21 protein-coding genes and 3 pseudogenes are annotated in these 23,917 nt (G+C 61.5%); 11 read left to right on the top strand and 13 right to left on the bottom strand.

Annotation, left to right across the window (positions count from 1 at the left end):
- Positions 1 to 69 precede the first annotated feature (69 nt).
- A pseudogene (locus RHP74_RS31375) lies at positions 70 to 840 on the bottom strand (cache domain-containing protein); the annotation flags it as partial.
- 126 nt (positions 841 to 966) lie between these two features.
- A complete protein-coding gene (locus RHP74_RS09790) occupies positions 967 to 2,283 on the bottom strand; it encodes a Na+/H+ antiporter NhaC family protein (RefSeq protein WP_311100449.1) in 1,317 nt (438 codons plus the stop codon).
- A 406-nt stretch (positions 2,284 to 2,689) separates the two neighbouring features.
- Between RHP74_RS09790 and RHP74_RS31370 the strand changes: the two are divergent.
- Positions 2,690 to 3,931, top strand: a pseudogene (locus RHP74_RS31370) (chemotaxis protein); the annotation flags it as partial.
- A 150-nt stretch (positions 3,932 to 4,081) separates the two neighbouring features.
- Positions 4,082 to 4,837: a methyl-accepting chemotaxis protein gene (locus RHP74_RS31365; RefSeq protein WP_370654464.1), complete on the top strand. Its 756-nt coding sequence runs from the start codon at positions 4,082 to 4,084 to the stop codon at positions 4,835 to 4,837.
- Between the two features lie 125 nt (positions 4,838 to 4,962).
- Here the strand turns inward: RHP74_RS31365 and RHP74_RS09780 are convergent, their stop codons facing one another.
- The 4 genes from RHP74_RS09780 to RHP74_RS09765 are packed head-to-tail and all read right to left on the bottom strand — an operon-like array spanning position 4,963 to position 7,558.
- Positions 4,963 to 6,276, bottom strand: a complete 1,314-nt coding sequence (locus RHP74_RS09780; protein WP_083377230.1) for a sensor histidine kinase — start codon at positions 6,274 to 6,276, stop codon at positions 4,963 to 4,965.
- On the bottom strand, positions 6,273 to 6,941 hold the full coding sequence (locus tag RHP74_RS09775) for a response regulator transcription factor (protein WP_311099136.1): 669 nt from the start codon (positions 6,939 to 6,941) through the stop codon (positions 6,273 to 6,275). The genes RHP74_RS09780 and RHP74_RS09775 overlap by 4 nt, the downstream gene beginning before the upstream one ends.
- Before the next feature lie 3 nt (positions 6,942 to 6,944).
- Positions 6,945 to 7,250, bottom strand: a complete 306-nt coding sequence (locus RHP74_RS09770) for a PepSY domain-containing protein (RefSeq protein WP_010458557.1) — start codon at positions 7,248 to 7,250, stop codon at positions 6,945 to 6,947.
- Positions 7,250 to 7,558: a PepSY domain-containing protein gene (locus tag RHP74_RS09765; RefSeq protein WP_010458554.1), complete on the bottom strand. Its 309-nt coding sequence runs from the start codon at positions 7,556 to 7,558 to the stop codon at positions 7,250 to 7,252. Before RHP74_RS09765 ends, RHP74_RS09770 begins: the two co-directional genes overlap by 1 nt.
- 272 nt (positions 7,559 to 7,830) lie before the next feature.
- Between RHP74_RS09765 and RHP74_RS09760 the strand changes: the two genes are divergently transcribed.
- The 5 genes from RHP74_RS09760 to codA all read left to right on the top strand — a co-directional run bounded on the left by RHP74_RS09760 (position 7,831) and on the right by codA (position 13,179).
- Positions 7,831 to 8,910 carry a patatin-like phospholipase family protein gene (locus tag RHP74_RS09760; RefSeq protein WP_311099133.1) on the top strand — a complete coding sequence of 360 codons (1,080 nt, stop codon included), beginning with the start codon at positions 7,831 to 7,833 and terminating at the stop codon, positions 8,908 to 8,910.
- 84 nt (positions 8,911 to 8,994) lie between these two features.
- A complete protein-coding gene (queD, locus tag RHP74_RS09755) occupies positions 8,995 to 9,351 on the top strand; it encodes a 6-carboxytetrahydropterin synthase QueD (protein WP_008152165.1) in 357 nt (118 codons plus the stop codon).
- Positions 9,352 to 9,567: 216 nt separating this feature from the next.
- Positions 9,568 to 10,401 carry an alpha/beta fold hydrolase gene (locus RHP74_RS09750; RefSeq protein ID WP_010458544.1) on the top strand — a complete coding sequence of 278 codons (834 nt, stop codon included), beginning with the start codon at positions 9,568 to 9,570 and terminating at the stop codon, positions 10,399 to 10,401.
- A 248-nt stretch (positions 10,402 to 10,649) separates the two neighbouring features.
- Positions 10,650 to 11,921, top strand: a complete 1,272-nt coding sequence (codB, locus tag RHP74_RS09745; protein WP_145308970.1) for a cytosine permease — start codon at positions 10,650 to 10,652, stop codon at positions 11,919 to 11,921.
- A gap of 13 nt (positions 11,922 to 11,934) precedes the next feature.
- Positions 11,935 to 13,179, top strand: a complete 1,245-nt coding sequence (gene codA / locus RHP74_RS09740) for a cytosine deaminase (RefSeq protein ID WP_311099126.1) — start codon at positions 11,935 to 11,937, stop codon at positions 13,177 to 13,179.
- Positions 13,180 to 13,291: 112 nt separating this feature from the next.
- Here the strand turns inward: codA and RHP74_RS09735 are convergent, their stop codons facing one another.
- Both RHP74_RS09735 and RHP74_RS09730 read right to left on the bottom strand, forming a co-directional pair.
- Complete coding sequence (locus tag RHP74_RS09735) at positions 13,292 to 14,284, bottom strand: diaminopimelate epimerase (protein WP_311099125.1); 993 nt, start codon at positions 14,282 to 14,284, stop codon at positions 13,292 to 13,294.
- Between the two features lie 46 nt (positions 14,285 to 14,330).
- Complete coding sequence (locus tag RHP74_RS09730) at positions 14,331 to 15,110, bottom strand: helix-turn-helix transcriptional regulator (protein ID WP_311099124.1); 780 nt, start codon at positions 15,108 to 15,110, stop codon at positions 14,331 to 14,333.
- 91 nt (positions 15,111 to 15,201) lie between these two features.
- Here RHP74_RS09730 and RHP74_RS09725 point away from each other — a divergent pair, with 91 nt between their 5' ends.
- The 4 genes from RHP74_RS09725 to RHP74_RS09710 all read left to right on the top strand — a co-directional run bounded on the left by RHP74_RS09725 (position 15,202) and on the right by RHP74_RS09710 (position 18,179).
- Positions 15,202 to 15,480, top strand: coding sequence for a hypothetical protein (locus RHP74_RS09725; RefSeq protein ID WP_311099122.1), 279 nt, complete (start codon positions 15,202 to 15,204; stop codon positions 15,478 to 15,480).
- Between the two features lie 112 nt (positions 15,481 to 15,592).
- Positions 15,593 to 16,102 carry a carbohydrate-binding module family 20 domain-containing protein gene (locus RHP74_RS09720; protein WP_311099121.1) on the top strand — a complete coding sequence of 170 codons (510 nt, stop codon included), beginning with the start codon at positions 15,593 to 15,595 and terminating at the stop codon, positions 16,100 to 16,102.
- Between the two features lie 33 nt (positions 16,103 to 16,135).
- The gene (locus RHP74_RS09715) at positions 16,136 to 16,792 is read left to right on the top strand and encodes a carboxymuconolactone decarboxylase family protein (protein WP_200668062.1); all 657 of its coding nucleotides are present in this window, start codon (positions 16,136 to 16,138) and stop codon (positions 16,790 to 16,792) included.
- A gap of 235 nt (positions 16,793 to 17,027) precedes the next feature.
- Positions 17,028 to 18,179, top strand: a complete 1,152-nt coding sequence (locus RHP74_RS09710; RefSeq protein ID WP_083374629.1) for an MFS transporter — start codon at positions 17,028 to 17,030, stop codon at positions 18,177 to 18,179.
- Between the two features lie 86 nt (positions 18,180 to 18,265).
- On the opposite strand, the gene RHP74_RS09705 is transcribed toward RHP74_RS09710, so the two are convergent.
- The 5 genes and pseudogenes from RHP74_RS09705 to RHP74_RS09685 form a co-directional block, all read right to left on the bottom strand.
- Positions 18,266 to 20,689 (bottom strand): TonB-dependent siderophore receptor, encoded by a 2,424-nt coding sequence (locus tag RHP74_RS09705; RefSeq protein ID WP_311099118.1) that lies wholly within the window; start codon positions 20,687 to 20,689, stop codon positions 18,266 to 18,268.
- 108 nt (positions 20,690 to 20,797) lie between these two features.
- Positions 20,798 to 21,772: a FecR family protein gene (locus tag RHP74_RS09700; RefSeq protein ID WP_304875793.1), complete on the bottom strand. Its 975-nt coding sequence runs from the start codon at positions 21,770 to 21,772 to the stop codon at positions 20,798 to 20,800.
- A gap of 40 nt (positions 21,773 to 21,812) precedes the next feature.
- Entirely contained in the window at positions 21,813 to 22,313 is a 501-nt protein-coding gene (locus RHP74_RS09695; protein ID WP_311099115.1) for a sigma-70 family RNA polymerase sigma factor, read from the bottom strand.
- Between the two features lie 246 nt (positions 22,314 to 22,559).
- Positions 22,560 to 22,921 (bottom strand): annotated as a pseudogene (locus tag RHP74_RS09690) (DUF6124 family protein).
- Positions 22,922 to 23,334: 413 nt separating this feature from the next.
- The gene (locus tag RHP74_RS09685; RefSeq protein WP_311099112.1) at positions 23,335 to 23,895 is read right to left on the bottom strand and encodes a hypothetical protein; all 561 of its coding nucleotides are present in this window, start codon (positions 23,893 to 23,895) and stop codon (positions 23,335 to 23,337) included.
- Between the last annotated feature and the right edge of the window lie 22 nt (positions 23,896 to 23,917).

The following is a 23,917-nucleotide window of genomic DNA, read 5'->3' as shown; positions in this document are numbered from 1 at the left end:
CACCAGGCCGTGGATCTTGTCGACAAAGCGATTGAACGAGCCGGCCAGTTCACCGAGTTCGTCCTGGCTGGTGATGGTCAGACGACGGGTCAGGTCGCCCTCGCCCGCCGCGATGTCATCGAGGTTGGCTTTCATCAGGTTCAGCGGACGCAGAATGGTATTGGCCAGCAGCATCCCGGCTGCCGCGATCACCAGCAGCATCACCACGGCGATACCGGCGATGGTCAGCACCACGCCTTCCATTCGCTCCTGCACCTTGGCCTGGACCAGCGCGACTTGCGCCTCGATACCATCAAGGTTCACCGACGTACCGACCGCCATGTCCCACTTCGGCAGGTATTCGGTGTAGCCCAGTTTCGGCACCAGCACTTGAGTGTTGCCGGGCAGTGGCGAGCTGTATTGCAGGTAGTGGGTGCCGTCTTTGGCGACTTTGACCAGGTCGCGGTTGACGTAGACGCCGTTCGGGTCGCGGTTGTCCTTGAAGCTCTGGCCAACGCCTTCCGGGCTGTTGGCCTTGAACAGGCGCACGGTGTTGGAGTCGTAGCCGAAGAAGTAGCCGTCCTTGCCGTAGGTGATGCTCGACAACAGCTTGATCACCTGCGCCCGCGCCGCGTCATCGCCAGGGGTGGCCGCGTCGTAAAGCGGTTTGATCGTGGTCATGGCCACGGCCACGTAACTTTGCAGGGTGGCCTTGGCATCGCTGAGCAGGCGCTGGCGGGTTTCCTCGACTTCCTTGCTGGCCTGCTCCTGCAGAATGAACAGCGTGGTCAGGCTGATGACTAGCGCAAAGAGCAACACCGGGAGGACAGCAAGGGACAGGACTTTAGCCTTCAGGCTCATGCGCATGACGGTTCACTCTTTTGATTTTGTTGGCGTGGTTAAAGGCTTTAACGGCACGCCAACGAAAAACTGTAGGAACCAGCGGCAAGTCGGATCGCCGCACCGCTGGCTCCTACGGAAGTGAAATCAGAGGACCATCGCGGCCACCCAGCCGAACGCCAGCAGCGGCAGGTTGTAATGCAGGAAGGTCGGGACCACGGTGTCCCAGATGTGGTGATGCTGGCCATCAATGTTCAGACCGGAGGTCGGGCCCAGCGTCGAGTCCGAGGCCGGCGAACCGGCGTCACCCAACGCACCGGCCGTGCCGACGATGCACACGATCGCGATCGGGCTGAAACCCAACTGCACGCACAACGGCACGAAAATCGCCGCCAGGATCGGCACGGTGGAAAACGACGAGCCGATGCCCATGGTCACCAGCAGGCCGACCAGCAACATCAACAGCGCGCCGACGCCTTTGCTGTGCCCGATCCACGACGCCGACGTTTGCACCAGCGTCTGCACCTGACCGGTGGCTTTCATCACTTCGGCGAAACCCGAGGCGGCGATCATGATGAAACCGATCATCGCCATCATTTTCATGCCTTCGGTGAACAGGTCGTCAGTGTCGCGCCACTTCACAATGCCCGACACCGAAAAGATCAGGAAACCCGCCAGCGCACCAATGATCATCGAGTCCAGCAGCAGCTGAATGATGAACGCCGCCGCGATGGCCACACCGGCGACGATCAGGCTCAGCGGGTTGTACTCCACCTCGACTTGCTCGACTTTCTCGATCTTTTCCAGGTCGTAGACGCGCTTCTTGCGATAGCTGATAAACGCCACTGCGAGGCCGACAACCATGCCCAACGCCGGAATGCCCATGGCATGGGTGACGTTGATGCCGCTGATATCGACGCCACTGCGCGCAACGTTGGCCAGCAGGATTTCATTCAGAAAGATGTTGCCGAAGCCCACCGGCAGGAACATGTACGGCGTGATCAGGCCGAAGGTCATGACGCAGGCGATCAAGCGGCGATCCAGTTGCAACTTGGTCAGCACATATAAAAGCGGCGGCACCAGCAGCGGAATAAAGGCGATATGTATCGGCAGAATGTTCTGCGAAGCGATGGCCACCACCCACAGCAAGCCGATCAGCAGCCACTTGACCTGGCCGCCACCGCTGGCGTGTTGGCGATCCACCATCAGCAGGGCCTTGTCCGCCAGGGCATGGGCCAGGCCGGATTTGGCAATCGCCACGGCGAACGCACCGAGCAAGGCGTAGGACAACGCCACCGTCGCCCCGCCGCCGAGGCCGCTATTAAAGGCTTTCAGGGTGGCATCGATGCCCAGGCCACCGGTCAGCCCCCCCACCAGGGCGCCGACAATCAGCGCGATCACTACGTGCACGCGGGACAGGCTAAGGACCAGCATGACGCCGACCGCGGCAATTACAGCATTAATCATCGTTACCTCAGGGCAAGCGAAATGAGCTCAGCCGGCAGTCTGCGAAGCGCCGCCAGCAGATCAAGGAATGGGTTTTATTAGAGGGCGCGCACTGTGCCGCAGAGTCGGCCCGGTGTCAAAGCGCATGGGCCGACCTGTATGTAACGGGCCACGAAATACCTGTGGCGAGGGAGCTTGCTCCCGTTCGACTGCGCAGCAGGCGTAAAACCTGCCGATGCGTAGTGGCTGACGGAATGCCAGGGGTCGCTTCGCAACCCAACGGGAGCAAGCTCCCTCGCCACAGGTAAGCGTTCTCGCCACAAAATCAGCGGCGAGCCTTATTCGGATGCAGGCATAAAGAAAGGTGAATCGTGGCCGTTACAGTGCAAAGTCTCAGATAAATATCGAATAAGGACGTCTCTCCATGTCGCTCAGACAACTTTCCATCCAATGGAAAATCACCCTGCTGGCCGGGCTTTGCCTGGCCGGCATCGTGACCCTGCTGGTGGGTCTTTCGCTGTATCGCATGGAGCACAGCTCCGGGATGGTGAAAGCCTCGAGCATGGAGATGCTCACCGAAGCCGCTCAGGCCCGGATCGAATCCCAGGGGGAAAACCAGGCGCTGGTGATTCGTCAGCAGTTCATGGACGCCTATCAATACGGCCACGGCTTTTCGCGCCAGGTGCTGTTCCTGCGCGACCAGGCGGAAAAGCGTTTTCTGGACGCCTTCGACCTGCGTGAAGACCTGACCCGCCAGGTCAAGTCGGCGCTGCAAGCCAACCCGGATTTGCTCGGCCTGTCCCTGGTATTCGAAGCCAACGCGCTGGACGGCAAGGACGATCTGTTCGCTGGCCAGGCTGAACTGGGCAGCAACGACAAGGGCCGTTTTGCCCTGTATTGGTCGCAACCTGTGCCTGGCAAAGTGACCTCCATGGCGTTGCCGGAAAGCGACATGACCGACACCAAGGCCGGTCCCAGCGGCGAGCCGGCCAACGCCTGGTTCACCTGCCCGCGCACCACGCTCAAACCGTGCGTGATCGAACCGTATTTTTATGTGATCGACGGCCAGCAGGTGCTGATGACCAGCATCGTGTTCCCGCTGATGGTCAACGGCAAAGTCATCGCTTCGCTGTCGGTGGACATCAACCTCAACAGCTTGCAGGCCATGAGTCAGGGCGCGAGCAAAAAGCTCTACGACGGCCAGACCCGCGTCAGCATCATCAGCCCGGTCGGCTTACTCGCCGGTTACAGCGCGGACGCCAGCAAACTCAGCCAGCGCCTGGACACCGTGGACACGTCCGACGGCACCGAGCTGATTCGCATGCTCGCGGCCAGCAGCACCACCGAAAGCCTGCACAGCAACCAGCAACTGAAAGTGCTGTCGCCGTTCCAGCCGATTCCCGGCGGGAAATCCTGGGGCGTGTTGCTCGACGTGCCGGAAAAAGTCCTGGTCGGCCCCGCCGAAACCCTGAAAAACCAACTCGATGACAGCAACCGCAGCGGCACCCTGATTGAGCTCGGCCTCGGTGTACTGGCCGCGCTGATTGGCTTGCTGCTGGTGTGGCTGATGGCGCGCAGCGTGACCAGACCGATCCTCGGCGTGGCGCACATGCTCGAAGACATCGCCAGCGGCGAAGGCGACCTGACCCGACGCCTGGCTTACGACAAGCAGGACGAACTGGGCCAGTTGGCTGGCTGGTTCAACCGCTTCCTCGACAAGCTGCAACCGATCATCGCCGAAGTGAAACGCTCGGTGCAGGACGCCCGCAGCACCGCGGATCAATCCTCCGCCATTGCCACGCAGACCAGCGCCGGCATGGAGCAGCAATACCGTCAGGTCGATCAGGTCGCCACCGCCTCCCACGAAATGAGCGCCACCGCCCAGGACGTCGCCCGCAGTGCCGCGCAAGCCGCCCAGGCCGCGAAGGATGCCGACCAAGCGACTCGCCGCGGCCTGACCGTCATCGACCAGACCACCACCAGCATCGGCAACCTCGCCGCCGACATGAGCGCGGCCATGGTGCAAGTGGAAGGCCTGGCGGCCAACAGCGAGAAAATCGGTTCGGTGCTGGAGGTGATCCGCGCCATTGCCGAACAGACCAATCTGCTGGCCCTCAACGCCGCGATCGAAGCGGCCCGCGCCGGTGAGGCCGGACGAGGTTTTGCGGTGGTCGCCGATGAAGTGCGCAACCTGGCGCGACGCACCCAGGAGTCGGTTGAAGAAACCCGCGTTGTGATCGAGCAATTGCAGTGCGGCACGCAGGACGTGGTTGGCTCGATGAACAACAGCCATCGCCAGGCGCAAGGCAGCGTCGAGCAAGTGGGCCAAGCGGTGACAGCGCTGCGCCAGATCGGCGAGGCGGTGACGGTGATCAGCGACATGAACCTGCAGATTGCGTCTGCGGCCGAAGAGCAGAGCGCGGTGGCCGAGGAGATCAACAGCAACGTGGCGACGATTCGCGATGTGACGGAGTCGCTGTCGGGACAGGCGAATGAATCGGCGCGGGTGAGTCAGTCACTCAATAGCCTGGCAAATCAGCAGCAGAGTCTGATGGATCAGTTTCGCGTTTAACGCCGTTATCGCGTCCACTGAAGATCAAAGTGGGAGTGAGCCTGCTCGCGATAGCGGTGTGTCAGCCAACAGAGATGTCGACTGACACACCGCTATCGCGAGCAGGCTCGCTCCTACAGGGATACTTAGCGTTTGGGGAGTTTGATCAGCACTTTCAGGCCGCCCCACTCGCTTTCCTCCAACCGCATCACCGCGCCCCACGTGTCGACGATGTCGCGCACAATCCCAAGCCCCAACCCATGCCCATCCGTCTGTTCATCCAGCCGTGTCCCCCGGTTCAGCACCTGATCGCGCTGCGCCTCGGGAATCCCCGGTCCATCATCTTCCACGCTTAATTCAAACCCTTGCGCCGTCTCGACCACGCTCAACCGAACCTCGGCGTCCGCCCATTTGCAGGCGTTATCCAAGAGATTGCCTAGCAGTTCGAGCAAATCCTCGCGATCCCACGGCAGCTGCAGACCGGTTGGTGCGCGGTAGCTCAGGTTCAGGTGTTCGCCGTGAATCATGTTCAACGTCGCCAACAACCCCGGCAGTTCCCCATCGCAATCAAACAGCGCACCCGGCAGCGCATCGCCGGACAAGCGGGCGCGATTGAGTTCGCGACTGAGCCGCTGCTGGACCTGTTCCAGTTGAGCCTTGAGGAGTTTGCGCAGTTCGGGATAAGCGTCGAGCTTCTCGCTGGAAGCTACGCTCAGCAACACCGCCAACGGCGTTTTCAACGCATGCCCAAGGTTGCCCAGGGCATTGCGTGAACGTTTAAGGCTGTCTTCGGTGTGGGCCAGCAAATGGTTGATCTGCGCCACCAGCGGCTCCAGCTCCACCGGCACCTGGTCATCGAGTTGCGAGCGCTGGCCCTGCTGCAACTGGGCGATTTGCTCTCGGGCCTTTTCCAGTGGGCGCAAGGCGCGGCGCACGGTGATCCGTTGCAGCAGCAGAATCAGCAGCAACCCCGCCAGCCCGAGGCCCAGGCCGACTTGTTGCATGCGCCGAAAACTCTCGCGCACGGGCGTGTAGTCCTGCGCCACACTGATCGAAATCGATTGCCCGAGCCGGCGATAGTCCGAACGCAGCACCAGCAATTGCTGACCTTCCGGCCCCAGTTGCAGGTTGCTGTGCAGGCCGGGATGGTCGAGTGGCGGCAGTTCCTGATCCCACAACGAGCGGGAACGCCAATGCTTGTCGGCGAAATCGATACGGAAGTAGTGCCCGGAAAACGGCCGTTGATAGGCCGGCGACAGGTGCCGCTCATCCAGTTGCAACCCCGCCGGCCCGCGCACCAGCGCCACCAGCAGGTTTTCACTGTCGTTGCGCAAACCGTCTTCGAGGTAGCGCTGCAACCCCTTTTCGAACAACCACAGGCTGGTTTGCGCCAGCACCAGGCCGACGACCACCATCACGCTGATCAGCCCCAGACTCAAGCGGCGCTGAATCGACCTCACTGGGCTTGTCCGCCGAACAGGTAACCCTGGCCGCGACGGGTTTCGATCACACTTTTCCCAAGCTTGCGCCGCAGGTGGTTGACGTGGACTTCGAGCACGTTGGAATCGCGCTCGGTTTCACCGTCGTAGAGGTGTTCGGCGAGGTGGCTTTTGGAAAGGATCTGCTCGGGGTGCAGCATGAAATAACGCAGCAGGCGAAACTCGGAGGCCGTCAGCTGGATATCGGCACCGTCACGCGTGACGCACTGGCGACCTTCATCCAGGTGCAGCCCCGCCGATTTGAGCGTCGGCTGGTTGGCCTGACCGTGGGAGCGCCGCAATAACGCCTGGACCCGCAGGTGCAGCTCTTCGGGGTGGAACGGTTTGGTCAGGTAATCGTCGGCACCGGCCTTGAGGCCTTCGATGCGCTCGGCCCAGGAACCGCGTGCCGTGAGGATCAGCACCGGCGTGACCAGACCACCGGCCCGCCATTGCGCCAGCACCTCAAGCCCCGGCAAACCCGGCAGGCCCAGGTCGAGGATGATCAGGTCATACGGCTCGCTGCTGCCCTGATACACCGCGTCGCGGCCATCGGCCAGCCAGTCCACGGCATACCCCTGCCAGTTGAGGCCGGCCATCAATTCGTCGGCCAGCGGCACGTGGTCTTCCACCAGAAGCAAACGCATCGATCAATCTTCCTTGTCTTTCAGTAACTGGCCAGTGGTGGCGTCGAGGTCCAGCTCACGAACCACCCCTTCGGTGGTCAGCAACTCGACTTCGTAAATGTAGACGTCGTGTTTTTCTTCAAGCTCGGCTTCCAGCAGTTTGGAGCCGGGGTAGCGGTCCAACGCCTGTTTTAACAATTGCTCAAGCGGCAGGATCACGCCTTGCTGGCGCAAGCGCAGGGCTTCGTCCTGATCGAGGTCGCGGGCCATGACGACCGAGCAGAACGCCAGCAGCACCAGCGCCATGCGTGAAAATGAACACACCTTCATTACGTATCCTGATGATCCTTGAGAACCTGGCCGCTGACCGCGTCTAATTCCAGATCCCACTCAATGCCCTGTGGGTCGCGCAGCTCAACCTGGTAGATGTACTTGCCGTACTCTTCTTCCAGCTCGGTTTCGGTGATTTTGGCACCGGGATGTTTGGCCAGAGCGGTGGCGTTGAGCTTCTCGAAAGACACAATGGTACCAGCGTCGCGTAATCGCAGGGCTTCATCGGGGCCTAAATCACGGGCGTGGGCGAGGCTGGCGGTCAGGGTAAGGATGGACGCGGTGAACAGGGCAGTCAGGGTTTTCATGGGTGTCTCCGTATTTTTTATGTGTTGCCTACGAGGAGCACCTTAGCGGGCTGAACTTAACTGAAACTGAATTGCCATCATTGGAGCAACCCATAAACCCTGGGCGAACACCGACCCTGTGGGCGCGAGCCTGCTCGCGATAGCGTCATGTCAGTCGACATCTTTAATGCCTGACAGACCGCAATCGCGAGCAGGCTCACGCCCACAGTGTGGATTGGTGGCGTTGCCTGAGCTGTTTATAATCCCCCCGCTTGCCCGACATCGAGACCGGTATGACCGCCATCCACATCAAGTTCCCTTCCCTGACCCTCAAGGCCGGCCCGAGGGCCTTGGCACGCATCCGTGAAGACGGTTTGAGCGCCGCCGATGTCGGCACGTTGCCGGGGGCCGCCGGGGGGCCGAAAGCGTTGGGGATTCAAGGTCTGGACCTGGCGTTGTTTGGCGAATGGCTGCCGGCCGTACCGCGCGAGCGTGCGTTGATCGGAGCGTCGGTGGGCTCCTGGCGCTTCGCCAGCGCCTGTCTGCCGGACGCCGCCGAAGGCATCCGGCGCCTCGGTCACCTCTACACCGAGCAGAACTTCGACAAGGGCGTGACCATGGCGCAGATCAGCCAGAGCTCCCGGCGCATGCTCGATGAACTGCTCGACGGTCGCGATGCGTCGATTCTGGACAACGCCCACTACCGCCTGAACATCATGGTGGTCAAAAGCCACGGCTTGCTCGCGGACGATCATCGCGGCCGTCTCGGGCTGGGCCTGTCGTCGGTGATCGCCGACAACCTGCGGGGGCGCGCACGGCTGTCGCGGCATTTCGAACGGCTGATCATCCACGACCCGCGCCTGGCGCCGCCAGTCAATGCACTCAACGACTTCCCGTCACGCTTCGTCGCGCTGAATGCCGGCAACCTGCGTCAGGCGCTGCTTGCGTCGGGCTCGATCCCGATGGTGATGGAAGGCGTGCGCGACCTGCCGGGCGCAGGCGCGGGGACGTTTCGCGATGGCGGCCTGCTCGACTATCACCTCGACCTGCCCTACAGCGGCAACGACATCGTGCTCTATCCGCATTTCACCGACCGGGTCATCCCCGGCTGGTTCGACAAGACCCTGCCGTGGCGCCGAGCCTGCCCGGCGCGGTTGCAGGATGTCCTGCTGCTGGCGCCGTCGAAGGACTACCTGGCGCGCCTGCCCTACGGCAAGTTGCCGGACCGCAACGACTTCAAGCGCTTCATGGGCGATGCCCCGAGCCGGCAGAAATACTGGCGTACAACGATGGACGCGAGCCGTCGCCTGGGCGACGAGTTTCTCGAACTGGCCGCCAATGGTCGCCTCGGCGAGCGCTTGCTGACCCTTTAGTCAGTGTTTTGCCCGGCGCTCTGGTAAACTCGCCGCCTGCCCACATCGCCGCGGCGATCGCCACCTGACAGAGCTGAAATCACTGTGGAAATCTTCAAAGAGTTTACGTTCGAATCCGCCCACCGCCTGCCTCACGTACCGGAAGGCCACAAATGCGGCCGTTTGCACGGCCACTCGTTCAAAGTGGCGATCCACTTGAGCGGCGACCTCGATCCGCACACCGGCTGGATCCGCGACTTCTCGGAAATCAAGGCGATTTTCAAGCCGTTGTACGAGCGCCTCGACCACAACTACCTGAACGATATTCCCGGCCTGGAAAACCCGACCAGCGAAGTGCTGGCCAAGTTCATCTGGAAGGAACTCAAGCCCCTGCTGCCGGAACTCAGCGCGATCCGTATCCACGAGACGTGCACCAGCGGCTGCATCTATCACGGCGAGTAACCCGCTCTAAAAGACAACTCAATTCCCCTGTGGGAGCGAGCCTGCTCGCGATAGCGGCCTGTCAGTCACATTGCTGCCATGTGTGCCGACGCTATCGCGAGCAGGCGCGCTCCCACAAGGAGCAATGCGTTTCGTCAGTGATACAAAAAACAGCCTTCATTGGCTGTTTTTTTATGCCTATGCTTTTTGGCTCGAACATGCCAAGAGGACATCCCCATGAGGACTGACTGGCCGCTGGCTCAGACCTATCGCTTCAACGGGCATTCCGTTCGCTACGCCGTGCGCGGCGACGGCCCGCCGCTGGTGTTTGTGCACGGCACGCCCTTTTCGTCTTACGTGTGGCACCGCATCGCTCCACATTTCATCACCACCCACCGGGTGCATTACTTCGACCTGCTGGGTTATGGGCAATCCGAGAAAATCACCGGCGACGTATCGCTGGGGGTGCAGAACGACCTGTTGGCGAGCTTGCTCGATCACTGGGGCCTGGCGCGGCCGGACGTGGTCGCCCACGACTTCGGCGGTGCCACCGCGCTGCGCGCGCACCTGCTCAACGGCAAGGATTACCGCAGCCTGACATTGATTGATCCGGTGGCGTTGACGCCCTGGGGTTCGCCGTTCGTGCAGCATGTACGCCAGCATGAAGCGGCGTTCAGCGGACTGCCCGATTACATTCAACAGGCGATTGTGCCGGCATATATTCGCGGGGCGATCAAGCGCGACATCCCCGATGAAGAGCTCGACCCGTATGTACAACCGTGGCTGGGCGATCCCGGGCAAGCGGCGTTCTATCGGCAGATTGCGCAGATGGACGAGCGTTACACCCGCGAGGCGGAGGTGTTGTACCCAACGGTGCGTTGCCCGGTGCAGATTCTGTGGGGCGAGGAGGATCAGTGGATTCCCATCGAGCGTGGACGGGCACTGCATCAGATGATCGCCGGGTCGCAATTTCATGCGGTTCCCAACGCCGGGCACCTGGTTCAGGAGGATGCGCCCGAGGCCATCGTCGCGGCTTTACTGCGGTTCCTGCCCTTAATCCAGCCCTCCTGAAGAAACCGAATCCCTGTGGGAGCGAGCCTGCTCGCGATTGCGGTGTATCAGTCGACATCTACATTGCCTGACACACCGCAATCGCGAGCAGGCTCGCTCCCACATGGGCTCTATATTCCTTCAGGTGCACCGCATTTGTGCCCCTCCCGCGCCAAACTCTCCGCCTCGACTATAAGTAACTGCATATCCAGCCATTGGCACGACCACTGCAACCCCTCCCGCGTCACCCATTCAGCAAGGAACGCCACATGACGCAAAAAGATCCGGGCAACGATTACCCTCTCAGCGAAGTACCGATGCATGCCCGCAAAGGCCTCGCCTCCACCGCCATGGTGCTGCTGGGATTCACCTTCTTTACCGCCACCATGTTCGCCGGCGGCAAGCTCGGCGTGGCGTTCAGCTTTAGCGAGATGATGGCGGTGATTATCGTCGGCAATCTGCTGCTGGGCATCTACGCCGCAAGCCTGGGTTACATCGCCTTCAAGAGCGGCCTCAATTCGGTGCTGATGGGGCGTTTTTGCTTCGGCGAGGTCGGCAGCAAGCTCAGCGACTTGATCCTCGGCTTCACCCAGATCGGCTGGTACGCCTGGGGCACGGCCACAGCCGCCGTGGTGCTGGGCAAGTATTTCGAACTGAGCGAGGGCACGGTGTTGGGCCTGATGGTGCTGTTCGGCCTGGCATTTTGCGCCACGGCGTATGTCGGTTATCGCGGGCTGGAAATCCTCTCGTACATCGCGGTGCCCGCCATGATGTTGCTGCTGATGCTGTCGATGTGGGTCGCCACAGTGAAGGTCGGCGGGCTCGATGGGCTGCTCGCGGTGGTTCCGACGGGAACGCTTGACTGGTCGACCGCGATCACTTTGGTCTTTGGCACCTTTGTCAGCGGCGCCACCCAGGCGACCAACTGGACGCGCTTCTCCCGTTCCGCCCGGGTCGCGGTGCTGGCGAGCCTGATCGGCTTCTTTATCGGCAACGGCCTGATGGTGTTGATCGGGGCCTACGGGGCCATCGTCTACCAGCAACCGGACGTGGTCGAAGTGCTGCTGTTGCAAGGTTTCGCCATGGCCGCGATGGCCATGTTGCTGCTCAACATCTGGAGCACCCAGGACAACACCATCTACAACTTCGCCGTCGCCGGCTGCAACCTGTTGCGCACCGGCCGCCGCAAAACCGTGACCCTGGCCGGCGCGGTGATCGGCACCTTGCTCGCGCTGCTGGGCATGTACGACATGCTGGTGCCGTATCTGATTCTGCTGGGCACGGTGATTCCGCCGATAGGCGGCGTGATCATGGCGGATTTCTTCTACCGCTATCGTGGTCAATATCCTCGTCTGGCCGATGCTCGATTGCCGGCGTTCAACTGGCCCGGTTTGACCGCCTATGCCGTCGGCACCGTCGCCGCATTCAGCTCGCCCTGGATCGCGCCACTGGTAGGGATTGCCGCTGCCGCGCTAACGTATGTGCTATTGACCAGCGTACTGGGTGCCCGTGCCGCTGAAGCTCCCTTACAAGATCTATAAAAGGATTCGCCTGATGCACATCATCAACGCCCGCCTGCGCAACCAAGAAGGCCTGCATGAGTTGCACCTGGAAAACGGCCTGATCCGCACCATCGCCCGTCAGACCGAAGCCCACACCCTGGGGCCCGACGACCTCGACGCCGGCGGCAACCTGGTGGTGCCGCCCTTTGTCGAGCCGCACATTCACCTCGACGCCACCCTCACCGCTGGCGAGCCACGCTGGAACATGAGTGGCACGCTGTTCGAGGGCATCGAGTGCTGGGGCGAACGCAAGGTCACCATCACCGAGGAAGACACCAAGGCCCGCGCCAAGAAAACCATCCAGACCCTCGCTGCCCACGGCATCCAGCATGTGCGCACCCACGTCGACGTCACCGACCCGCAACTGACCGCGCTCAAGGCAATGCTCGAAGTGCGCGAGGAAAGCCGGCACCTGATCGACCTGCAAATCGTCGCGTTCCCGCAGGAAGGCATCGAGTCCTACCGCAACGGCCGGGAGCTGATGGAAGAAGCGATCCGTATGGGCGCCGATGTGGTGGGGGGCATTCCGCATTTCGAATACACCCGCGATCAGGGCGTCAGCTCAGTGAAGTTTCTGATGGACCTCGCCGAGCGCACCGGCTGCCTGGTGGACGTGCATTGCGACGAAACCGACGACCCGCATTCACGGTTTCTGGAAGTGCTGGCCGAAGAAGCCCGCAGCCGTGGCATGGGTTCGCGGGTGACCGCCAGCCACACCACGGCCATGGGCTCTTACGACAACGCGTACTGCGCCAAACTCTTCCGTCTGCTCGGGCATTCGGGGATCAGTTTCGTCTCCTGCCCCACCGAAAGCATTCACCTGCAAGGGCGCTTCGACACCTTTCCGAAACGCCGCGGCGTGACCCGGGTCAATGAGTTGCTGGAAGCGGGGATGAACGTGTGCTTCGGCCAGGATTCGATCGTTGACCCGTGGTATCCGCTGGGCAACGGCAACATTCTGCGGGTGCTGGAAGCGGGGCTGCATATCTGCCACATGCTGGGGTATCGCAACCTGCAAAGTGCGCTGGACCTGGTCACCGACAACAGCGCCAAGGCCATGAACCTTGGGGACCGTTATGGGCTGGAGGCCGGACGGCCGGCGAATTTGCTGATTCTGTCGGCGGACAGTGACTACGAGGTGATCCGCAGCCAGGGGTTGCCGTTGTATTCGGTGCGCGATGGCAAGGTGTTGATGAAGCGGACGATGCCGGTGGTGGAATGGGCGGGTCAGCTCTGAAATTTCGCTGACTGGGCGGGCCTCTTCGCGAGCAGGCTCGCTCCCACAGGGGGGGCGAGCCGATCACAAAACCCCTGTGGGAGTGAGGCTGCTCGCGAGGGCTATCTAATAATCAACCCATCAACCGCGCTGTGCCAAACAGCCTGACCCGACTCAATTTCCCCTCCGACTCTTCCAACAAAACCGGCGCCGTGCCGCCCGGCATGACGACTTTCACTTCACCCGCCGTCACCCAACCCACCCGCCACGCCGCACACGCCACCGCACTGGCGCTGGTGCCTGACGACGCCGTCGGCCCTTCCCCGCGCTCAAACACCCGCGCCACCACTCGCCCCTCTGACTCAAGCATCGCCCATTGCAAATTCACCCCCGCCGGACACGGCTGCCCAGCCCCGGTCGGCGCGGCATAGGCGATACGCATCAAGCCTTGGGCCAAGGGCGATTCTCGCATCTGCTCATTGCTGGGCAACGCGTCGGCATTCGTCAGCAGCGTCACGCAATGGGGATTGCCGATGCGCACAAACTGGCTGCGGTTCCAGGCAGGATCAAGCGCCGACAACGGCTGCACATGGCTGACTTCGCGCTCGTTCAGCGTCACGCGTTCAGCCTCGCGCGCACCCACCGCTTGCGGCCCGAACGAAGGCTTGCCCAAATCCAGCCAGAACCCTTGCACACCGTCGACCTCAGCGGCGTCCACAGTGGTTTCCACCGGTGAAACCGCATCGCGTTTGTCGTGATGAACCCGCAGCAGGCACGCCTGGTCCTCGGGCATCAATCCTTGCTCGCTGAGCGCCTGGGAAAAAATCGTCAGCCCATTGCCACTGCGCTCGGCCAGGGTGCCGTCGGTATTGACGATCAACAGATCAAAGGGTGGCGAGGATTGAAACGGCCCCACCAACAGCCCGTCGCAGCGATGGTCTTTGCTGCCCGATGGCTGTGAACCGGGCGCCCAACTGCAAAATGCCTCGATAGCGGCCGTTGCCCATTGCTCGCGGATCTGCGCGGCGTCGCGAGCCTGGTCCGGCAAATCGATACCGCGACCGCGCACCTCGTCGGGCGTCAGCACCGCGTAGATATTGCCTCGAGCATCGTAGAACGGCGTCATGGATCGGTCCTGAAAGTCAGCTTGAAAAGAGCCCGTACTGTAGGCGTCAACGGCCTGCGATGAAATACCGCCCCGGCGTCACGCCAAACGTTCGCCGGAACATCGCAATGAACGCGCTGACATTGTCGTAGCCCAGTTCCAGGGCGATGGTGGTCACCGGTACGTCGGCGGCGAGTAACTCCAGCGCTCGCAGCAAGCGTGCGCGCTGGCGCCATTGGCTGAAGCTGAAGCCGGTTTCATCGACGAAGCGCCGGGCCAGGGTCCTGGCAGACAAACCGGCCCATTGCGCCCACTCGGTGAGCGAACGGTTGTCGGCGAGGTCGTCGGCCAGCGCCTGACTGATCCGCCGCAGACGCGGGTCGAGTGGCCGCGGCAGACCGAAGGGCTCGGCGGGCAGCGCGGCGACCTCATCCACAATCAATTGAGCGATCCGCGCCTGTCGCTGATCCAGCGGTCCCTCGCTCCAGGTCGCCGCCCGGTCGACGGCCTCACGAAGCAAACCTGAAGTTGCGATGATGCAGGGTTGTCCGGGCAATACGACACAGGCCGGCGCGACCACGTAGACACTCCAGCCGTGGAAGGGGCCGTGGGAGCGCAAGCCATGCACACAGTCGGGTGGAATCCACACCGCATGGGTCGCCGGCACCACCCAGTGATGATCTGCCGCCTCCACCGTCAACAGCCCGCGCCGCGCGCCCAACAGTTGCCCGCGCGCATGCCGGTGGGGAGTGCTGGTGCGCTCGATGGGACTGTTCAGGACCGAGGCAATTACCAGCGGCCCGGTGTTGGATCGCGCCTGTTCAACAGATATCAGTGGTTTAGCCATTGGCAGTTTCACGTTATCGAATGACCCGGATAGCGCAGTTTAGCCATGAGCAACGGATTAGTCTGGGCACTCATTCACCGGAGTATCAACCATGCGCGCCGAAGACCTGCTTCCCGACGATCTGAACCAAGGCCAATTCAATGGAACTGTCGTGCGCAAAGGCACGGTCGGGGCCTTTCTGATCAATGCCCGGATGCTGATCGATCCCCAGACACGCGAGGATCAACGCACGGCCGCGACGCAAGACATTCTCCAGGCGTTGCCGGCGCTACGTGCCCTGGGCCTGTTCGAACTGATGCAGGTGCGCGACCCACTGGTCCGGGCGTTGTGTGAGCAAGAGCCGGGCGTTCCTCCAGTCACTCAGTTATAAATCCCTCGCCACTTATTGCGAACAAGTCTGCCAGATCTGTCAGTTATGACAGCAGACAAGCCTTCGCCCCCGGGCCAGAGTGAAGCTCCTGATGCACGTTCGGAGGAAGGTCATGAAACGGGCTTCCCTAGTGTCCCTGCTCATTGCCCTGGTACTCGGCGGAGTAACTGCAGGCGTCAAATTGGTCTACGACGTCGTACCCAACCACATGGCCGAAAACAATCGCAATGAACCGCTGTTCCTCAGAGGCCGGAGCGAATGCCGCCATGATTGTGGCGCCTGCGCTAAGGGCGACGCCTTCCTCGATGGCAACGCCGATCTAAATACCGACAACCCGCGCGTGTTCGAAACCTTCAACGCCGAATTCATCACGCTGCGCGACGATTATGCCGTGGGCTCATCGCTGGAACTGGGGGCCTGGAATCCTCGTCATGCCGTGGCATTGGCCCACAGGCCTTCGCAGAACCAATGGAACGGTTCGATTGATGTGCCGGCGGATCAAGACACCCTGTGGAAATGCATCGAGCGCAATAACGACGCGTCGCACGCCGTGCGTTGGCAGCCAGGACCAAACGTCAGCTTCACCAGCGGCACCGAGAGCGAGACAAGAGGCACCTTCTAGATTGGCGTTGCAGGTCTGAAAAGAGGGCGCGACATGAGCAGCCGATACCCGATCTCTCCCATGGAAACGCTATACAGCGAGGGCCGGAAATCCTTCATCGACCTGGTTCCTGACGGCGCAACTCGCCTGGAAGCACTGTTCAGAACGGTTCCGGCCCTGGGCGAACTGGCGGTGGGTGTTGTTTACGGTTATTTGCATGACCGTTCTGACTTGGATCCTCGTCTGCGTGAAGCGGTGTCGTTTGCTGCGATTGTCGCGGCGGGCATGGTCGGGCCACCGTTGAGTGTGCATTTCAAGACGGGGCTGGCCTCGGGGCTCGCACCGGCAGAACTGACGGGAATATTGCTGCAGGTTTCAGCCTTCGCCGGTTTCCCGAGAGCGGTGGCTGCGGCCGATCAGCTCAATCGACTGTTTGACGAAGCCGCAATTGTTTCGCCGCCTCCCCCCACACCGCGCGAGGTAGCGCTGGCGTTTTGTGAGCAAGTACGCAATGGCAAATCAGCCGTCCCCCTGAGTGCTGCGATCAAACGCCTGTTACGCCGCTCGCTACGCCTTTCGATCCAGGCGACAACGGCCAGCACCGTCATTGTTGAATGTTTCGACGACGAGCCCTCCCTTCCTGCCGCGCTCTTGCACATTCAAGTGCAAGGAACGCAGATCGTCTCGGTGACACGTTTTATTGCTCGTTGATCGACAACCGTTCGTGACTACAGCCAGTGCGTCGGAAAATACCGCTGCAAACCTTCAGCATCCACACGTTGTCGCCTGCACAGGCAATTAACTCGCGGCCTGCGCTCGCGACAGAGGGTCAGGCTATGCAAGGATGTCGCCCTGCCTGACCGCAAACCGCTGTGGACGCTGACCGAACCCTATGGGTCAGTCACTGTCCCTTTGGGAGTGCGACGTTTTTTTGCCAAGGATCGATATGACCAGCCTCAATACCCAAGCCTCATTTGTTCCCGGACGCCTGGAGCAGATGTCCACCCGCATCGCCTTTTTCATTGCCGGTCTTGGCATCGCCGCCTGGGCGCCGCTGGTGCCTTATGCCAAGGCACGGGCCGGGCTCGACGAAGGGACGCTCGGGTTGTTGCTGTTGTGCCTGGGGGTGGGCTCGATTCTGGCGATGCCGATAGCTGGCCTGCTCGCCACGCGTTTCGGCTGCCGTCGTGTGGCAACCGGGGGGACGTTGTTGATTTGCGCGGCGTTGCCGTTGCTGGCCACCGTGTCGTCAATACCGGCATTGATCGCCACGCTGTTCATGTTCGGCGCGGGCCTGGGCACGGTGGACTCGACGGTGAACCTGCAAGCGGTGATCGTCGAGCGGGCCAGCGGCAAGAACATGATGTCGGGGTTTCACGGGATGTTCAGCCTCGGCGGGATTGTCGGCGCGGCGGGTGTCAGCGCCCTGCTCGGCTTGGGTCTGTCGCCGTTGGGGGCGATGGCGGTGGTGATCGTGGTTCTGGTGCTGGCCTTGCTCAAAGCCGCGCCGCACCTGTTGCCTTACGGCAGCGAAAGCTCGGGACCGGCCTTTGCCGTGCCCCATGGCATCGTGCTGTTTATTGGCGGCATGTGTTTCATCGTGTTCCTGGCCGAAGGCGCGGCGCTCGACTGGAGCGCGGTGTTCCTGGCGCAGGAACGCGGGATTGACACGGCGTATGCGGGGCTCGGTTACGCGGCGTTTGCGCTGACCATGACCGCCGGACGGCTGACCGGGGACCGGATTGTCCGGCGCCTGGGCGCGACGCGGGTGATGGTGTTCGGCGGCCTGATGGCGGCGGCGGGTTTGGCATTGGCGACGTTTGCGCCGGCCTGGGAGGCGGCACTGGTCGGGTATGCGTTATTGGGTGCGGGCTGCTCGAACATCGTGCCGGTGCTGTACACCGCGGTCGGGAAACAGACGGTCATGCCTGAGCACATTGCAGTGCCGGCCATTACCACATTGGGCTATGCGGGAATTCTCGCGGGCCCGGCAGTGATCGGCTTTATCGCCCATGGCAGCAGCTTGAGTTTTGCCTTCGGGTTGATGGCGGTGTTGCTGGTGGCGGTAGCCATTGGCGGGAAAGTGTTGAAGGTTTGAAAGCTTCGCGGGCAAGCCTCGCTCCTACAGGTTCGGTGGTCCCTGTAGGAGCGAGGCTTGCCCGCGAATGAAGGCGACTCGGGCTATCAGAACCCGACGCTGGCCTGCACAAAGAACGTGCGTGGTGCACCGACGTACATCCCCGAGTTGTTGTCGCTGGAGCGGGTGAAGTACTGCTTGTCGAAGATGTTTTTTACCCCGGCGCCGACCTTCAGGTTCGACAGCTGCGAACCAAAGTCATAACCACCGCGCACGTTCCAGGTCACGTAGCCCGGAATGTCGCCGTACTGACCATCGGCGGAGCCTTCGGTGATGTAGTTGTTGGTGAAGCTGCCATCGGCGTTCACCGCAACGCCCGGTGAGCGCTGCTTGGACTGGGCAAACGCGTCGAGGTTGTAGGTCCAGCGGTTGATGTCGTAACGCAGGCCGGCGGTCGCCACCTGGCGCGAATAGAACGGCAGGTCACGGCCCTTGAAGCCTGGAATTTCACCTTCATACACGGCGCGGGTGTAAGTGAACCCGGCGTTGGCGGTCAGGCCGTCGAGCCGTGGGTCCAGTGCCGCCATGTTGTAGTGCACCGACGCCTCGATGCCCTGGTGCGTGGTCGCGCCGAGGTTGGTCCAGCCCGCGTCATTACTGATGTATTGCAACTCTTTATCGAAGTCGATGTAGAACGCCGTCAACTCGCCGCCCCACACCTCATTGTTGTAGCGCGTGCCGACTTCATAAGTCTTGGCCTTTTCCGGCTCCAGGCCATTGGCGGGTTCATCCCCCGTGCCACCCTGACCCAGCTGGAAATACTGCAGGCTGCCGAACGAGGTTTCGTAGTTGGCGAACAGCTTCCACTCCTCCGACAGGTGATACATCACGCTCAGGGCAGGCAGTGGCTCGTTGCTTTCGATGCTGCGGTTTTTCTCCGGTACACGTCTGCCGGCGGTATCGAGCACGGCGCGGTCGTGCCAGTCGGTGCTGATGTGTTCGAAGCGGATGCCGGGCGTAATCGTCCAGTTACCGACGTCGATCTTGTTGTCGACGTACACCGAGTTGGCTTCAGTGCCGCCGGTACGATCCTGGTACACATGGCCGTCCGAACCAGGACGAATCACTGGCTCGTTGTTGACCAGCGCCAGGCGGCTCGCCTGCTCGTGCATGCCCTCCTTGAGGTAGCGATAACCGACACTGACTTCCTGGGTGGTCGGGCCGACGTCGAACACTCGGGACACCCTTGGCTCGATGCCGAAGGTGTAATACGTGCGCGGGAACGAGCCCAGGGTTTGCTGATTGCGAGCCGCAATATTGCTGCCACGGAAGCTGTCGGTGTAGTACGTCAGCACTTCGGCCTGAGTGCGATCATCGAGCTGCCGCGTCCACTTGAACGAGACATCCTTGCGGCGCCCGCTGAAGTTGTCGTTATTGCGGTCGGACTGAAACGGATTGGCGTCGTACTGTGCCTGGGTCAGGCCGCCGGGCATGTCGGCGCTGGCGTCGTAGTAGTGAAAGTTGAGGCTGAAATCGTCGACATCGGTGGGCGCCCAGTGCGTCTTGAGCATCACGTCGTCGATGTCATTGCCGTTGTTGCGCTCGCGGTAACCGTTGCCGTTCACGCCGGAATACAACAGCGCCATGCCGATGCCATTGTCGGCGGTGCCGCCGAGGAATGCGGTGTCGATGTGCTTCCAGCCGCCGTGCTGGGACGTTTCCAGGGTGGTGCCGATTTCGCCGGTGGCTTTTTCCGGGATCGCGCGCGTCACGAAGTTGATCACGCCACCGACGTTCTGCGGTCCATAACGCACGGAACCGGCGCCGCGCACCACGTCGATGCTGTCGAGGTTGCCGGAGGAAATCGGCGCCATGGACAGTTGCGGCTGGCCGTAGGGCGCGAAGGCTGCCGGTATGCCGTCGATCAGCACGGTGGAGCGTGGCGACAGGCGCGAGGTCAGGCCGCGCACGCCGACGTTCAGGGAAATGTCGCTGCCGCCGGTGCCGTTGGCGTCCTGCACTTGCACGCCGGGCACGCGCTTCAATACGTCGCCGACGTTCATGGCGCCCTGCTCGACCATCGCTTCGCGGCGGATCACGGTACGTGCGCCGGGATGGTTCTGCACCACCGCAGCGTCGGCATCGCCGAGCCAGTCGCCGACCACTTTGATGTCGGTCATGCCCAGCTCGATCGGGCCGGCGGTTGCGGAAGTCGGCGCCGGCATCAGGGTCACCGAGCCTTGATCGATCTGGTATTGCAGGCCGCTGCCTTGCAGCAATTGGCGCAAGGCCTGTTCCGGCGAGAGGTCGCCGTCGACGGCGGGGGCCTGTTTGCCGGCCACCAGTTCAGGACTGAAGAAAACCTGCAACGACGTTTGCTGACCCAGCTCACTCAAGGCCTGGCCCAACGGTTGCGCGGGAATATGAATGCCGTCGGCGGCAAATGCGTGGGGAAGCGCGGCACTGACGGCCAGGGCGAGCGCGAGCCGCAGCCAAGGTGACTTATTGTTTTTAGCGGTGGTTTTCTTCACGTCGAACATTGTCCTGTAGATCGCAAGAGTGTGCGGCTGTTAATGCAAACCAGTTGCAGTTGGACAAGAAGACGAAGAACTCAAAAAAAACCTGAATCGGTTTGGAAATTAATTGGAAATTATTTCCTGACTGCCGTCATCGAGGGTCCGCACGGCCACCGGCAGAATGCTCGGCAAGGCCTTGAGCAGCGCGTCGGTGTTGTCTGCTTTGAACACGCTGGTAAGGCGCAGATTGCCCACTTTGTCGTTGCCGACCGTCAGCGGCTTCTCGCGGTAGCGCGAGACTTCTGCGGCGACATCGGCAAGGCTGGCGTTGTTGAACACCAGTTTGCCGCTGCGCCACGCGGTCAGTTCCGCCGGATTGACCGCATAAGCGGCGGCAACCACGCCTTTGGCATCGACACGAGTGCCGAGGCCGGCGGTGAGGCTGATCACATCAGGTCCCTGCCCCTGAACCTTGACCGTGCCCTGCTCCACCGCGACCCGGGTTTCGGTCAGGTCCCGGCGCACATCGAAACGCGTGCCGGTGACCGTCACCTTGCCGCTACCCGCCTCGACCACGAACGGCCGGCGGCTGTCATGCTCGACGCTGAACAGGGCTTCGCCTTCCATCAGCTCGATGCCGCGCCGGTCTTTTTCATAGCGCACCTGCACGCGGCTGCGACTGTTCAGGTCGATCACCGAACCGTCGGGCAACGCCACATGACGACGCTCGCCCAAGGCCGTGGAATAGTCGGCCGTGTAGGTCGTCGGGTGATTCAACCCGCTGAACAACCCCAAGCCAAGCGCCACGGCCAGCACACTGGCCGCCACCGCATAACGCACCAGCGGCTGACGCTTGCGACGTGCCGGCGGCGTTTCGCAGAGGGCTTGCAGACGCTTGGCGGGCAGCAGATCGGCGGCCGTCCACAAGCCCTGCAGCACCTGGAATTCGTCGCGATGTTGAGGATGTTCAGCCAGCCAGGCTTCGAAACGCCGATACGCTTCGACGTCCACGGCCGGTTCCTGCAAACGCACAAACCAGCGCACCGCATCGTCGCGCACCGTTGTTTGCCCGCACGCACAATCACGAGTATCCATCATGGAAGTTCCTGTTTGGCTGGGGATGAGAAAGCGCGGCCGATCATGGGTGCAGTCCGTCGAGGCGGTCGCGCAGATGCCGCAAGGTGCGGATCATATACTTTTCCACCATGTTCTTGGACAGACCCAGGCGTTCGGCGATTTCCGCCTGGGTCAGGCCTTCGATCTTCTGCCAGACAAAGACTTTTCGGCAGTTGACCGGCAGCTCGCAGAGCGCCCGTTCGATGGAATCAGCCAACTGGATCGCCTGCATGAAATGCTCCGGGTCACCGGACGACGACCCACTGTGATCAAACGCCTCCGACTCCATGGCGCCCCGCCGGTCCTCACGCCGATAACCATCCACCGCGATATTGCGCGCGGTCTGGTGCAAATAGGCCCGAGGTTGTTCCACCGCCGACGAATCGGACTCAAGCACCCGCACGAAGGTGTCGTGCGCCAGGTCCTCGGCCTGCTGACGACTTCTCAGGCGACGGGTCCAGGTGCCAACCAACTCTTCGTAATGCTCGAAAAAGCCGTGTCTGCGGGGCAACTTGGGGGTCATTGCGGTGTGCTGTGGAGACGGGGCGTGAATAGTAATGCTTCCTATTAATGGGAAGCAATGGATTCCACATGGGGGGGGTTGCCGTTAGTCACCCAAAGGAGCATTTCAAATCAGAATTGATTTTGTGGCGAGGGAGCTTGCTCCCGCTGGGTTGCGCAGCAGCCCCAAGATTTTCGCAATGCATGCAAATCTTGTGAGTGCTGCGCACTCAAGCGGGAGCAAGCTCCCTCGCCACAGGTGCGGTGCTTACTTCGGTACTTCGACGTTATCCATCATCCGGTTCACCGCCAGTTCCGCTTGCATGATGATCTGCTGGATCCCCAGCGCCGTATGCCGATGCGGTCCTTCCAGGAAGGCCGCGAAATCGGCGGTCATGACGCTGGCCGAGGCCAGTGATTCGCAGGTGTGCGCCAGCAGGTCTTCGTCTTTGATGTCCGGTGCAATCATGAACATGGTGCTCGGTTTTCGAAGACCGGGATTTTGAGGGCGGCGGGGTTGAGGTAATGGTCGAGGGCGCGTTCGGCGGCTTCGTGGAGTTTTTTGGAATCGAGTGATTCGTAGGGGGATGCCGGATCAGTGTCTGGCGGGTTTGGAGTAACTTTGCACATATGCCTTTCTTCCTTAATGGGCAGCCACACCTCGCTACTAATACAAGGGGTGGCGGCTGTACGCAGGTTAGTAGACCGGGGAAAGAAGGCAAAGCCGGCGCGCCCGAGGGCGCCCTGCGCACAGCCACCATCAGGGACAGGCATTGGAACACCTGTCTGACAGACGCTTGTGCAGCCTTCAAACCTTCGGGCTACTAAACCCGATCACTGGGAATCAGTGACGGGGACCAAGTTACCGAGGGGGTCCAAAGCGCACAAGCCGGCGGATTCTGGCGTAGTCGTAGGCAATGGCGCAAGGCGCTGTAGCTTTCAGGAAGTAACCTTAAACGCCTTTAAACATGTACGCCAAACAGGCAGCAGGCTCACTCCCACAGTTGACCGAGTTGTCCGGACGAACGCTGTTGCCGGTGATGTCACCAGAAGCAGTAAACCAGCGTCACGGCAGCGGCAATACCAAACGCTCCCAGCGCCTTTGCCGGCAAGTATCCGGTCAATCGTTGCAAGGACGCGTCCGACAGCACTGCGTGGTCATCGCGGAGGGGCATGATCGCCCGGTAGGTGTATCGAAAGCCGATCAACAAAAACAGCAAGATCACGCCCAAGGCTAACCCGCGAGTAATAGCCGGCTTGATCAAAGGCGCAGGGGTGTCTTCCAGGCAAGCGGCGCTGTCAACTTCCACCACGGTGATTCGCCCGAAATCCGTGGAGGGTCGCTGTTCGCCTTTAAGGATCGACGCCTGTTGTTCCAGATCCAGCGCCTGATATTTCCAGAGCGTTGATGACCCTTCCCGGCAGTAGGTGAACGCTGCAGGGTTGGAGGCGGCAATAATACACGCGTCATTGATGCCGATTTTTTTCAGGGTCTCGACAGCCGGTCGTGTGAAGTCCAGATCGAGGACAGGAATAATCCCGGTGGCAGACACCGCAGTCGAAACCAACAAGCTCCCGGTAGCGCAGAGGGCTGAAATTTTCAAGGTTGGGTGCCCCTTGTTTTGC

The organism is Pseudomonas sp. SG20052 (assembly GCF_031766055.1).
Lineage (GTDB): Bacteria > Pseudomonadota > Gammaproteobacteria > Pseudomonadales > Pseudomonadaceae > Aquipseudomonas > Aquipseudomonas mandelii.
Note: the sequence above shows the minus strand (reverse complement) of the source record. Positions and strands in the feature narration are given on the sequence as shown.